This is a genomic window from Mycobacterium novum, assembly GCF_010726505.1.
Classification (GTDB): domain Bacteria; phylum Actinomycetota; class Actinomycetes; order Mycobacteriales; family Mycobacteriaceae; genus Mycobacterium; species Mycobacterium algericum.
Genome location: NZ_AP022562.1, coordinates 1,676,432 through 1,689,492, shown reverse-complemented (window position 1 = coordinate 1,689,492; position 13,061 = coordinate 1,676,432). Strand labels below are relative to the sequence as shown.

Below are 13,061 nucleotides of genomic sequence, written 5' to 3'. Positions count from 1 at the left end.
GTCGACACGGCCCCTATTGTGCCCAACCGTCGGTCGGCCGGGGCGTGGACGCCGGATCGCAGGGCCGCTGGTTGGTCAGCAGGGACACCGCAAACTCGCCGTAGGCGTGTGCGGTCTGTTCGGGTGTGGCGGGACCGGCGGCGTTGAACCACTGCGGCAGCGAGGTGCACATGGTCGCGATGGCGCGCCCGGCGATCCGGCGGTCGGCGGCGTGGCCGAGCACTGTCGCGACGCCATCGACGGCACTGACGCCGGCTTCCTCCGCTGCCCGGTCGATCGCGGCATCGAGCATGTGCTGCACCTTGTTTCGCGATTCGGCAATGCGCCTCCGGTTGGCCGGGTTCAGGCTGCGCATCTCGCTGGCGCCGATGAACGCCAGTTTCTGGCGATGGGTGTGGAACAGCGCCAGCGCCTCGACGATGCGCCGCACCTGCTCGATGCCGGTTGACGCGCCGGTGCGTGCGGCCGCAACGCGCCAGTGCAGTTCGGCCATGGTCGCATCCAGTATCGCGACCAGCAGCGCCTGCTTGTCGGGGTAGTGGTGGTAGATGCCGGGCACGCTCATGGCCGCGCGTGCGGCCACATCGCGCATGGTGCTGCCGTGGTAGCCGGTGTCTACGAAGGCGTCCACGGCCGCGCGCAGCACGGTGTCCAGAACCAACGGCGGAAACGCTCGCCAGTCGCGTGGGGGCAACCCCGGCTGCGCCACGGCTCGATCCGATTCGGGGGCGGGTATGCCGACGCCGCCGCTCAGGAGTTGCGCGGCCGTCACGCCCAATGCCTGCGCGTACTGCTGCAGCCGCGTCACCGAGATCCCGGTCTTGCCGTTCTCGACCGCGCTGACGGTGGCCGCGCTGAGCGCCAGGCGCTGTGCCAGTTCGCGCACGGTCATGCCCCGGGCCCGACGCGCCGCCCGGATCGCACCGCCGCACGAGGCGGTCGCATCCACCGTTGTGTTCAGCATTACTGAACTATAGCGCTTCGCAATCTTCTGTACCGCCTGCTGTTTTGACTGGACAGCGCCTTCTGTGTCACAGTCCGTACTGTTCGGGCCGAACGATTGGTCGGTCAGGTGACGGTGCTGAGGGAGTGACATGGCAGTCGAGCTGAGCTACTCGCCGGACGTGACGGCGCTCGTCGAGAAGACGCGGGCATTCATCGAGGACGTGGTGCTTCCGGTCGAGGACCGCTACGGCGGGGACATCGCCGCGGCCGGCGGTGACGCCGTGATCAGGGAGCTGCAGGCGGCGGCCCGGCAAGCCGGGGTGTTTGCGCCGCATGCTCCGGTCGAGTACGGCGGCCTGGGCCTGAACATGTCCGACCGGGCGCCGGTATTCGAGGCCGCGGGGTACTCACTGTTCGGTCCGGCAGCGGTGAACATCGCAGCACCGGACGAGGGCAATGTCCATCTGCTGGCAGAGGTGGCCAGCGCCGAGCAGAAGGCGCGCTACCTGGCCCCGTTGGCGGCCGGCGACGTGCGGTCGGCATTCGCGATGACCGAACCCGCGCCGGGGGCGGGATCGGATCCGGCCGCGCTGACCACCAAAGCCGAACGCCGGTCGGGGGATTGGTACATCACCGGCCGCAAGTGGTACATCACCGGTGCCGACGGCGCCGCGTTCTTCATCGCGATGGCCCGCACCTCCGGGGAGCCCGGGCAGCGCGGCGGGGCGACCATGTTCCTGGTGCCCGCCGACGCCGCGGGTCTGACCGTCGGCAGGCACCTGCAGACCCTCGACCGCTCCATGGTCGGTGGTCACTGCGAGGTGCTCTTCGACGACGTCCGGGTGGCCGACGACGCGGTGCTCGGTGAGGTCGACCGCGGCTTCGAGTACGCCCAGGTCCGGCTGGGGCCGGCACGGATGACTCATGTGATGCGCTGGCTGGGCGCGGCCCGTCGCGGACACGACACCGCACTGGCCCATGTCGTGGAGCGCCAAGCCTTCGGATCCACGCTGGGTGAGCTGGGCATGATCCAGAACATGGTGGCCGACAACGAGATCGACATCGCCGCCACCCGCGCACTGCTGGTGCGCGCCTGCTGGGAGCTGGATCAGGGCTCAGCCGCAGGGGACGCGACGTCGATCGCCAAGACCTTCGCCGCCGAGGCGATCTTCCGCATCGTCGACCGCAGCGTGCAGATGTGCGGCGCGCTCGGCGTCACCGAGGAGCTGCCGCCGGCGCGGCTGTCCCGGGAAGTGCGTCCGTTCCGGGTATACGACGGCCCCTCGGAGGTGCACCGCTGGGCCATCGCCAAGCGTCGGGTCGGTGCTGTCCGGCGGGCACTCAAGGCGCCCCAGCAGTGACGGTCGAAGGGCTCGACGGCGCTGCGCTTCGCCGGTACCTCACCGACAGCGGCATCCCGGTTCAGGGTGAGCTCGCCGTTGAACTGATCGCCGGTGGGCGGTCGAACCTCACCTTCAAGGTCAGCGACGAGATGTCGGAGTGGGTCGTCCGCAGGCCTCCGCTCGGCGGTCTCACACCATCGGCGCACGACGTGGGCCGCGAATTCGTGGTCACCCGAGGCTTATACGGCACCGCTGTGCCGATCGCCCGGCCGGTCGCGTTCGACGCCGACGGCACGGTGTGTGGCGCGCCGCTGACCGTCACGGAGTTCGTGACCGGGCGGGTCTACCGGCACAAGGACGATCTCGACGTGCTGTCGGAGGCGGACCTGGGCGCCAACGCCACCGCGCTGGTAAGGGTGCTCGTCGACCTGCACGCGGTCGACTACCGCGCCGTCGGGCTGGAATCCTTCGGCAGGCCGGACGGATTCCTGGAGCGCCAGGTCCGACTGTGGGCCCGCCAGTGGGAACTGGTCAAGACCCGCGAGATCGATGACGTGGCGCCGTTGGCGGCCGCGCTCGCCGATGCTGTTCCACAGACCCCGCAGCCGTCGGTGGTGCACGGCGACTTCCGCATCGACAACACCATCTGCGATCCCGAGCAGCCGGACGTCATCCGGGCGGTCGTGGACTGGGAGATGTCCACCCTGGGGGACCCGCTCACCGACATTGCGCTGATGTGCGCCTACCGGTCACCGGCTTTCGACGGCGTCTTCGGTCATCCCGCGGCGTGGACCAGTGCCCGACTGCCCTCTGCCGATACGCTCGCCGAAGAGTATGCGCGGCGTTCCGGACGTGACCTGGGGCAGTGGAATTTCTACCTGGCGCTGGCGAACTTCAAGATCGGTGTCATCGCCGAGGGCATCACCCACCGGGCCCAGCATGGTGCGAAAGACGTGCTCAACGCCGGCGAAGCGGCGCAGGCCACGCCGGAGTTCATCGCGGCGGCACGAAAAGCGTTGAAGCGCTGCTGAAACTACGAAAGGTGACTCACGTGAGCGTACTGGACAAGTTCCGGATGGACGGCCGCGTCGCCGTGGTGACCGGGGCATCCTCGGGCCTGGGCGTGCATTTCGCCCGGGCCTTCGCCGAGGCGGGAGCTGATGTCGTGTTAGCGGCGCGGCGGGTGGAGAAACTCGCCGCGGCCGCCGAGCTGGTCGCGGCGACGGGACGCACCGCCCTGCCGGTGGCGACCGACATCGCCGACCCGGATGCCGCGACCAATATGGTCGAGGCCGCCATGGAGCGGTTCGGCCGGGTCGACGTGCTGGTCAACAACGCCGGTGTCGGAACGGCGCACCCCGCCACCCGCGAGACCCCGGAGCAGTTCCGGGAGGTGATCGACATCAACCTCAACGGGGCCTACTGGGCCGCACAGGCCTGCGGACGGGTGATGCAGCCCGGTTCGTCGATCGTCAACATCTCCAGTGTCCTGGGGTTGACCACCGCCGGGCTGCCGCAAGCCGCGTACGCCGCGAGCAAGGCCGGCCTGCTCGGTCTGACCCGCGACCTGGCCCAGCAGTGGGGCAGCCGCAAAGGCATCCGGGTCAACGCCATTGCGCCCGGCTTCTTCCAGACGGAGATGACCGACCAGTACCGCCCGGGCTACCTGGACAGCATCTCCCATCGGATCGTGCTGGGACGCATGGGCGACCCCGAGGAACTGGCGGCGACCGTGCTCTGGCTGGCCTCCGAGGCCGGCGGCTACGTCACCGGGCAGACCCTGGCGGTCGACGGCGGCTTCACCATCAACTGAAGTCGCCGGGCATCGATCCGCGATAGCCTCGGTTGATGCGCTCAGACCCGACCCGACTGTCCCAGCTGGGGGCCGGATCCGAGCCCGACATCGCCGCCATGTTGCTGGCCCGCGTGGGCGACCGGCAGCTAGGATTGCGTACCCGACAGCAGGATTGGACCTGGGACGAGGTGGTGCGCGAATCCGCCGCACGCGCCGAGTTGGCCGCCGAACTCCGCCGTGACGGGCCCTTCCACATCGGAGTGCTGCTGGACAACACCGAAGATTTCGTGTTCTGGCTCGGCGCCGCGGCGCTGGCCGGTGCGGTGATCGTCGGGATCAATCCCACCCGCGGCGACGCCGAACTGGCGGCAGAGATCCGGCATGCCGATTGTCAGCTGATCGTCACCGACACCGCCGGATTCGAACGGCTGCGCGGTCTGGACCACGGCTTGGATGCCGACCGCTTCCTGGTGACCGACGACCCGGACTACACCGGACGGGTGCGCGCGCACCAGGTGGCGCCGGCCGCCGCGGCCGGCGTCGGCCCGGAGTCACTGCTGCTGTTGTTGTTCACCTCCGGCACCACCGGCGCCTCGAAGGCGGTCAAGTGCAGCCAGGGCCGGCTGGCCCGCATCGCGGCGGCCGCCACCGCCAAGTTCGGCCATGTGCGCTCCGACGTCGACTACTGCTGCATGCCGCTGTTCCACGGCAACGCGATCATGGCGCTGTGGGCACCGGCATTGGCCAACGGGGCCACGATCTGCCTGACACCGAAGTTCTCGGCGTCGCAATTCCTGCCCGACGTGCGCTACTTCGGCGCGACGTTCTTCACCTACGTGGGTAAGGCAATGGGCTATCTGCTGGCCACCGAGGAACGTCCCGACGATGCCGACAACACCCTGGTCCGTGGCTTCGGCACCGAGGCGTCACCGCAGGATCAGGCGGAGTTCCGCCGGCGGTTCGGCGCCGTGCTGCACGAGGGCTACGGGTCCAGCGAAGGCGGCAACGCCGCGGTACCCGACCCGGCGGCCCCACCCGGCGCGCTGGGCCGCCCGGCCCACCCCGGTATCGCCGTAGTCGACCCGCAGACCCGCGCCGACTGCCCGGTGGCGGTCCTCGACGAGCACGGCCGGGTGACCAACGCCGACGACGCGGTCGGCGAGATCGTGGACAAGACCGGCGCCCGAGACTTCGAGGGCTACTACAAAAACGATGCCGCCGACGCCGAAAAGGTGCGCGACGGCTGGTACTGGACCGGCGATCTCGGCTACCGCGACGAGGCCGGCTTCCTGTACTTCGCCGGCCGGCGCGGCGACTGGATCCGGGTCGACGGCGAGAACACCTCGGCACTGACCGTCGAACGGGTGCTGCGCCGCCATCCGCGGGTCATCAGCGCCGGGGTGTACGCGGTGCCCGACCCTCGCTCGGGCGATCAGGTGATGGCCGCGATCGAGGTCGCCGATCCGGACGGTTTCGACGCGGCCGAGTTCGCGGCGTATCTGGCCGGCCAGGCCGACCTCGGCAGCAAGGGCACACCGCGCTTCCTGCGGATCTCGGCCAGGCTGCCGGTGACGGGTTCGAACAAGGTGCTCAAACGTGAACTGCAGCAGCAACGTTGGCATACCGGCGACCCGGTGTACCGCTGGGCGGGGCGGGGAGAGCCGGCCTACACCCGGATGACCGACGGTGACAAGCGGTCGCTGGATGCCGAATTCGCGACATACGGGCGGCAAAGTTACCTGCGTGACGGCGGGAAGATCCGATGAGCGACTGCGCGGTCCGCTAAAGCTTCCGCCCCTCCCAGGGGCTGTAGTCGGCGATCAGCTCCTCCTGTGGCGGGCGTTGCCCGGCCGGGACGTGCTGCAGGTTGATCCGCACCCGGTACCAGATCGAACTCGGCCCGCGCATGCCGTCGACCAGTACGTCCGCCGGCGTCAGCCGGTCGGCCGCCGCGGCATGCCGTTCGCGCCAGACATCGAGCGCGGCGATCGCCTCGTCTTTGGTCTTGGTGCGGGCTATCTCGATCAACGGCAGCGGTGAAGTACGGCGGCCGTCAACGTTCTTGCGTGCCCCCTTGGGCGCCTTCTCCGCCGGGCCTTGAGCTTCGGCCAGTTCGAGCAGCGACTCCAGGTCACCGACCGTCTCATTCATGCCCGCCCACGGGTCACCGATCCGCGCGACGCGGTCCGGCACGGTGTCCATGGTGAACGCCGCAGGATCGGCGTCGGGTACCTCGTCCCAGGACAGCGGTGTCGACACGCGGGCGTCGAAGGTGGCTCGCACCGAATAGGCCGAGGCGACCGTGCGGTCCTTGGCATTCTGGTTGAAGTCCACAAAGACGCGGGCGCCCCGTTCCTCTTTCCACCACCGGCTGGTGGCCGATTGCGGTGCGCGCCGCTCGATCTCGCGGGCCACCGCCTGCGCGGCCAGCCGAACCTGCCGGAACTCCCATCGGGGCGCGAGCCGGGCGTAGATGTGCATACCCCGCGATCCGGACGTCTTCGGCCAGGCGATCAGCCCGTGATCGGCCAACACCTCCCGCGCGCGCAGTGCCACCTCGACGATCTGCGGCCAGCCGACACCGGGCATCGGATCGAGATCGACGCGAAGTTCATCGGGGTGCGCCAAGTCGCCGGCGCGCACCGGGTGTGGGTTGAGGTCCACGCAGCCCAGGTTGATCACCCAGGCCAGCCCGGCCGCATCGTTGATGACGACCTCTTGCGCCGACCGGCCCGAGGCGTAGCGCAGTTCGGCGACCGACACCCAGTCCGGGCGGTTGGCCGGTGCCCGCTTCTGGAAGACGGCCTCGGCGTCGATGCCGTCGACGAAGCGTTTGAGGATCATGGGTCGACCGGCCACCCCGGCCAGCGCGCCGTCGGCCACCGCCAGGTAGTAGCGAATCAGCTCCAGCTTGGTGCGCGAAGCGGTGCCGTCGCGTCCGGGGAACACCACCTTGTCCGGGTGGGTAACCGCCACCCGGTGTCCCGCCACGTCCAGCGACAATCCGCCGGCCATGACCGCCATGCTAGCCAGAGGTCGAATCCACTGTCGGGCAGCGACCTGCGTCACATAAGGTTGGGCCATGGCAAAGCTCACCGACCTGCCAAGTCAGGCCGTCAACACGCTCGGTCGTTACCTGGAACGAGGAAGTGCCGAGCTGCACTATCTGCGCAAGGTCCTTCAGTCCGGTGCTTTGCGGCTGGAATCACCCGGCATCATCGCGAGCGCGATCGCCGATGGGGCCCGTTGGGGCGAGCTCGGGATGATTCCGGCGCTGAACGCCCGCCGTAACCCGAACGGCCTGGCCGTCATCGACGACGACGGCAGCATCACCTTCAAAGAGCTCGACGACGCCGCCAATGCGGTGGCCAATGGCCTGGTCGCGATGGGTGTGCGAGGCGGCGACGGGGTGGCGATCCTGGCCCGTAACCACCGCTGGTTTTTGATCGCCAACTACGGTTGCGCCCGGGTCGGTGCCCGGCTGATCCTGCTGAACAGCGAATTCTCCGGCCCGCAGATCAAAGACGTCTCTGAACGCGAAGGCGCCAAACTGATCATCTACGACGACGAGTACACCGAGGCGGTCTCGCAGGCCGACCCCCCGCTGGGCAAGCTGCGGGCGCTGGGAGTCAACCCCGACAGCGACCAACCGTCGGGCAGCGCCGACGAGACGCTGGCGCAGCTGATCGCCCGCAGCAGCAAGGCACGCGCGCCGAAGGTCACCAAGCACGCCTCGATCATCATCTTGACCTCCGGCACCACCGGCACCCCCAAGGGCGCCAACCGCAGCACCCCGCCCACCCTCGCCCCGATCGGCGGGATCCTGTCGCACGTCCCGTTCCGCGCCGGTGAGGTGACGTCGCTGCCGTCGCCGATGTTCCACGCGTTGGGCTACCTGCACGGCACCCTGGCGATGTTCTTCGGCTCGACACTGGTGCTGCGACGCCGGTTCAAGCCGGCCACCGTGCTGGAGGACCTGGAGAAGCACAAGGTGACCGGGATCGTCGTGGTTCCGGTCATGCTGTCGCGGATCCTCGACCAGTTGGAGAAGACCAGTCCCAAGCCGGATCTGTCGAACCTGCGGATCGTGTTCGTGTCCGGTTCACAGCTCGGCGCCGAGTTGGCCACCCGGGCGATGAAGGATCTGGGCCCGGTGATCTACAACATGTACGGCTCCACCGAGGTCGCGTTCGCCACCATCGCCGATCCGGGCGACCTGCAGTACAACCCGGCGACGGTGGGACAGGTGGTCAAGGGCGTCAAGGTCCGAATCCTCGACGACAACGGCCACCAGCTGCCGCAGGGCGAGGTCGGCCGGATCTTCGTCGGCAACTTCTTCCCGTTCGAGGGCTACACCGGCGGCGGGGGCAAACAGATCATCGACGGGCTGCTGTCATCGGGAGACGTGGGCTATTTCGACGAGCGGGGGCTGCTCTACGTGTCCGGCCGCGATGACGAGATGATCGTCTCCGGCGGTGAGAACGTCTTCCCCGCCGAGGTCGAAGACCTGATCAGCGGGCACCCCGAGGTGATCGAGGCGACCGCGCTGGGCGTGGAGGACAAGGAGTGGGGCGCGCGGCTGCGGGCGTTCGTGGTCCGCAAGGAAGGCTCCTCCGTCGACGAGGACACCATCAAGGTCTATGTGAAGGAGCATCTGGCCCGCTACAAGGTGCCGCGCGAGGTGGTCTTTCTCGACGAGTTGCCGCGCAACCCCACCGGCAAGATCCTCAAGCGCGAGCTCCGCGAGCTGTAGGTCCCGTTGCCTTTTTGCGCGAGCGTGCGCGTCCCCGGTACGACGCGCGGCGTTGTGACCGGAATTGTGCACGCTCGCGGCCGGTCTCCGGCGTGATGGGCGGTGTCAGGTGACGCTTGCGATCGGCAACTTCCAGGTGGCGCCGCTGATATCGGTGAGCACAAGGGTGTACCGGTGCGCCGCGTTCCAGTGTGTCCGTTCGGTGTCGATCGTCACCCGAGCTTTCGCGCCCAACGGGACGACGAGGCTGTGGGCGCCGGGCTCCACCTGGGCCACGTAGCGGTTGGTGATCGCCGTTCTGGGCAGCCGGCTGAGCTCCGCGCCATCGAGCTTGACCACGGTGTCGCCGGCGGTGTCGTCGCGGACGCCGACGCCGATCAGAAACGAGCCGTACACGTCGGCGCCTTCGGTGCGGAAGAGCTCGAATTGCAGGCTGTTGTCGGCTATGTGGGCGTCGGTGATCTCGATGACCGGCGCTACCGATTTATTGTGCAGCGGGCCATAAACCCCGCCGTGAAAATGCTGGTTGGTGAACAACGCCACGGTGAGAATCAATATCGAGCCGCTGACCACGACGGGTGTCCTGACGTTGATTGCACCCGAGCTCAGCCAGTTGAACCATTTCTGCTGCGCCAGCCGCAGAATCCTGCCCGAAACGATGCGATCCGCGGAATAGCGCCCGCCGCCGCTCAAAAACAGCATGAAACCGCAGGCCATCCCGAGGATCCCGATTTGCCACTCGTCCAGGCAGGTGGTGCCCAGCCAGCCGGCGCTGAGCAGGATGCCGAACGCCAACCCCAGGACCGCCAAACTCATGATCCGGGTGAGAAAACCAATCATCACGCAGATCCCGACGACGCCTTCCACGATGGTGAACACCGTCATCGCCACCGCGAGCAGACCGGGGTGGGTCAGCAGGTGCTCGATGATCGGGCCGATGCCAAGCGCGTGCGGCAGAAAATGGTTGAACTTCTCGCCGATATAGCCGGGCAGATTCGGATCCAATTTGTCGGCGATGCCGACACGGCGCCAGAAAGCTGAAAAGTACGTCCACCCGATGACCAGTCGGACCGGCAGTGCGAAAAGCGCCGCGGTAGTGAAATGACGTTCGAGGGTCCCGGCTTTTTCGATGGTGTCAGCGGTCACGGGGCACCTCCGGTGCAGTAGTTTCCTTGGCTTCCAGGAGTGATCGGGCGATGTAGTCGGCAGCGGGCCAACTCAGTAGGTGAGGGTCTTGTAGCCTTGCTCCTGTAGTCCGAGTGCATACGTCAGAGCGTTCCCGGTGGTGGGAATCTCGGGCGGCAGGAGAGCCGGATCGATGCCCATCCTCTGGACTGAAATATTGCAGGCCACGACTTTGAGTCCGTCGTCGATCACAGCCCGACGGACCGCATCCTTCACCGCCGGAGTCGTTGCGATCTCTTGGACCAATTGTCCGTACGCCACAATCTGAAAATCAATGGCCGAGCTCTTCGCCTTGAGCTCCCGGCCCGTCATTATGGCTCCGTCCAAGTGCCGTCCGTCGGAAGCCAGCAATGCGTACTTGCCATCGGCCCTAACAGCGTTCTCCGTTGCGAGGATCTCTTCAACGCTCGGCGGCTGAGCATATGCCGGGTTGGCGACTCCGAGTGGGATGATGGCCACTGCGGCCGTCAGGGTCAAAAGCTTACTGAACTTTTTCACGTACCCTCCATCGTTCACCCCGTCAACGATCCCGCACCGCGCCTACGTACCTACGTAGTAGCTACATAGGTATCGATGTTTCTAGCATGCTGGAGCCGATCGACGCAATCGGGATGAGTCCACGGCGGATCCGGGCAGGTCCGGCATCGACACACCCGTCTCACGCGGGACGGTGCAGCTGGGCTCGACCCAGCGTTGGCGCGGCGGCACCCGATGACGGCGACCGTTTGCGGTGTTGGCGTCGCCTGATTCGGTATTTCGTTGGCGCGCTTAAGTTCTCGATCCCCCCGCGGTCTGGCCGGCGCGATAAGTTAGCCAGGATGCGGTTTTCGACTCCTACGGATCGCGGGGCAGCCCCAGCAGACGCTCGGCGATGATGTTGAGCTGAACCTCCGAGGTGCCGCCGTAAATCGTTGTGGCACGGCTCATCAGCAGATACTCAGCCCACTTGCCGGGCAGTTGCTCGCGGTCACCGATCGCGGCGTCGCCGGCGAAGGTGCTCACCCCGAATTCGGCGTAGCCCTGGCCGGTCCGCATCGACAGCAGCTTGGACACCGCCGCCGCGGGCATCGGGTCCTTGCCCGCCAGGGTCAACAGCGTTGAGCGCAGGTTAAGCAGCTTGGCGGCGTGCCCTTCGGCGATCAACTCGCCGGCTCGGCGCTGCTCACCCTGATCGAACTGGCCGTCGCGGATGAAGTCCACGAACCCGTCGAGGCTGGCCAGGAACGGCATCTCGGACCCGCCGATCGACACCCGCTCGGCGGTCAGCGTGTTGCGGCTGACCTCCCAGCCCCGGTTCACCTCGCCGAGCACCAGCTCGTCGGGGATGAACACATCGTCGATGAACACGGTGTTGAACATCGCCCCGCCGGTGAGTTCACGCAGCGGACTGACGGTCACGCCCTCACTTTTCATGTCCAGCAAGAAGTAGGTGATGCCATCGTGTTTGGGGGCCGCGGCGTCGGTCCGCGCCAGCAGGGCTCCCCATGACGAGAACTGCGCGGCCGACGTCCAGATCTTCTGTCCGCTGATCCGCCAACCGCCGTCGACCTTGGTGGCCTTGGTGGTCAGGCTGGCCAGGTCCGAACCCGCGCCCGGCTCGGAGAACAGCTGGCACCACACCATCTCGCCGCGGAACGTGGGCGGCAGGAAACGCTGCTTCTGCTCTTCGGTGCCGAACGCCACGATCGACGGGATGAGCCACGCCGCGATACCCATCCCCTGGCGGCGCACCCGGCCGGCCGCGAACTCCTGCTCGATGATGATCTGCTCGATCGGCTCGGCGGCCCGCCCCCACGGCTTCGGCAGGTAGGGCAGTACCCAGCCGCCCTCGGCGATCGCCACGGTGCGCTCGTCGCGCGGTATGGCCTTGAGCGCGGCCACCTCCGCACGGATCTCCGCCCGCAGTTTCTCGGTTTCGGGATCCAGGTCGATGTCGATCTTGCGCATCCCGCCGGCAGTGGCGGTGTCGACGACCTGCTGCGGGTAGTCGGCGCGACGGCCGAACGAGGCGGCCAGGATCAGTGCCCGCCGGTAATAGACGCCCGCGTCGTGCTCCCAGGTGAAACCGATCCCACCGTGGACCTGGATGCAGTCCTGGGTGCAGTGCTGGGCCGCCTCCGGGGCCAGGGTCGCAGCCACCGCGGCCGCGAACGGCACGGCCGCAACCGCGGCGTCGTTCCCGGTTGCCTCGTCGATCGCGCGGGCGGCGTCCCACACCGCGGCGGTGGCGCGTTCGGTGGTGGCGATCATCTCGGCGCACTTGTGTTTGATGGCCTGGAACTGACCGATCGGCCGGCCGAACTGTTCGCGGATCTTGGCGTACTCCGCCGCGGTGTCGGTGGCCCACCGGGCCACCCCGACCGCCTCGGCGGACAGCAGTGTCGAGATCAGCGCGTGCGCCTGCGCCTGGTTGAGGTTGCCCAGCACGGCTTTGTCGTCGACCTCGACACCATTGGCCCGCACGTGGGCGATCGGACGTAGCGGGTCCACGCTTTCCACCGGCTCGATCTCGAGCTGGTCGGCACTCAGCACCACCCAAGCTTCGCCGCTGTCGATCGCCACGGGGAGCACGAGCAGCGACGCCTGGGCGGCCGCCGCGACGGCACGGACCTCACCGCGGATCACCAAGCCGTCACCGTGGGCGGTGGCCGTCAGTCCGGGGTTGAGGGTGTAGCTGGCGATGACCTCGCCGGTGGCCAGACCCGCCAACTCGGGGGCGGTCGGATCATGGGCGGCGATCAAGGCGCCGGCGATCGCCGACGGCACGAACGGGCCGGGCACCGCGGCATAGCCGAACTCGGCCAGCACCACCGCCAGCTCCAGGATGCCGAACCCCTGCCCGCCGACTTGTTCGGCCAGGTGCACCCCCGCCAGACCCTGCTCGGCGGCGGCCCGCCAGTACGGCGGCGGGTTCTCGATCGGGTTGTCCATTGCCGCATGCAACAACTCGGACGGCACCGCCCGTGTCAGAAGTGACCGCACTGAATCGGCGAGGTCCTGATGCTCAGATGTGATCGCTATGGGCATGTTGCGCCTTTCG

General features: G+C 67.8%; 10 protein-coding genes. 5 read left to right on the top strand and 5 right to left on the bottom strand.

What is annotated here, in order from left to right; translation table 11 throughout:
• Positions 1-13: 13 nt before the first annotated feature.
• On the bottom strand, positions 14-964 hold the full coding sequence (locus G6N19_RS07805) for a TetR family transcriptional regulator (protein ID WP_232062574.1): 951 nt from the start codon (positions 962-964) through the stop codon (positions 14-16).
• Between the two features lie 130 nt (positions 965-1,094).
• Between G6N19_RS07805 and G6N19_RS07800 the strand changes: the two genes are divergently transcribed.
• The 4 genes from G6N19_RS07800 to G6N19_RS07785 are packed head-to-tail and all read left to right on the top strand — an operon-like array spanning position 1,095 to position 5,849.
• Complete coding sequence (locus G6N19_RS07800; protein WP_193466106.1) at positions 1,095-2,306, top strand: acyl-CoA dehydrogenase family protein; 1,212 nt, start codon at positions 1,095-1,097, stop codon at positions 2,304-2,306.
• A complete protein-coding gene (locus G6N19_RS07795; protein ID WP_193466105.1) occupies positions 2,303-3,319 on the top strand; it encodes a phosphotransferase family protein in 1,017 nt (338 codons plus the stop codon). The genes G6N19_RS07800 and G6N19_RS07795 overlap by 4 nt, the downstream gene beginning before the upstream one ends.
• Positions 3,320-3,339: 20 nt before the next feature.
• Positions 3,340-4,101, top strand: a complete 762-nt coding sequence (locus G6N19_RS07790; protein ID WP_013827199.1) for an SDR family NAD(P)-dependent oxidoreductase — start codon at positions 3,340-3,342, stop codon at positions 4,099-4,101.
• A 35-nt stretch (positions 4,102-4,136) separates the two neighbouring features.
• Positions 4,137-5,849, top strand: coding sequence for an AMP-binding protein (locus G6N19_RS07785; RefSeq protein ID WP_193466104.1), 1,713 nt, complete (start codon positions 4,137-4,139; stop codon positions 5,847-5,849).
• A gap of 16 nt (positions 5,850-5,865) precedes the next feature.
• Here the strand turns inward: G6N19_RS07785 and ligD are convergent, their stop codons facing one another.
• Entirely contained in the window at positions 5,866-7,107 is a 1,242-nt protein-coding gene (ligD, locus tag G6N19_RS07780; RefSeq protein WP_193466103.1) for a non-homologous end-joining DNA ligase, read from the bottom strand.
• Between the two features lie 58 nt (positions 7,108-7,165).
• On the opposite strand from ligD, the gene fadD2 reads away from it, so the two are divergent.
• Entirely contained in the window at positions 7,166-8,836 is a 1,671-nt protein-coding gene (gene fadD2, locus G6N19_RS07775; RefSeq protein WP_013827202.1) for a long-chain-fatty-acid--CoA ligase FadD2, read from the top strand.
• Between the two features lie 105 nt (positions 8,837-8,941).
• Here the strand turns inward: fadD2 and G6N19_RS07770 are convergent, their stop codons facing one another.
• From G6N19_RS07770 to G6N19_RS07760, 3 genes are all read right to left on the bottom strand, one after another.
• Positions 8,942-9,982 carry a TQO small subunit DoxD gene (locus G6N19_RS07770; RefSeq protein WP_232062572.1) on the bottom strand — a complete coding sequence of 347 codons (1,041 nt, stop codon included), beginning with the start codon at positions 9,980-9,982 and terminating at the stop codon, positions 8,942-8,944.
• 72 nt (positions 9,983-10,054) lie between these two features.
• Positions 10,055-10,519 (bottom strand): hypothetical protein, encoded by a 465-nt coding sequence (locus G6N19_RS07765; protein WP_193466102.1) that lies wholly within the window; start codon positions 10,517-10,519, stop codon positions 10,055-10,057.
• 336 nt (positions 10,520-10,855) lie between these two features.
• On the bottom strand, positions 10,856-13,048 hold the full coding sequence (locus G6N19_RS07760) for an acyl-CoA dehydrogenase (protein WP_083036589.1): 2,193 nt from the start codon (positions 13,046-13,048) through the stop codon (positions 10,856-10,858).
• Positions 13,049-13,061: the final 13 nt, after the last annotated feature.

Coding starts and splice junctions, on each gene's coding strand:
- G6N19_RS07805 (WP_232062574.1), bottom strand. CDS start 964: ATGCTGAACACAACGGTGGATGCGACCGCCTCGTGCGGCGGTGCGATC.
- G6N19_RS07800 (WP_193466106.1), top strand. CDS start 1,095: ATGGCAGTCGAGCTGAGCTACTCGCCGGACGTGACGGCGCTCGTCGAG.
- G6N19_RS07785 (WP_193466104.1), top strand. CDS start 4,137: ATGCGCTCAGACCCGACCCGACTGTCCCAGCTGGGGGCCGGATCCGAG.
- ligD (WP_193466103.1), bottom strand. CDS start 7,107: ATGGCGGTCATGGCCGGCGGATTGTCGCTGGACGTGGCGGGACACCGG.
- fadD2 (WP_013827202.1), top strand. CDS start 7,166: ATGGCAAAGCTCACCGACCTGCCAAGTCAGGCCGTCAACACGCTCGGT.
- G6N19_RS07760 (WP_083036589.1), bottom strand. CDS start 13,048: ATGCCCATAGCGATCACATCTGAGCATCAGGACCTCGCCGATTCAGTG.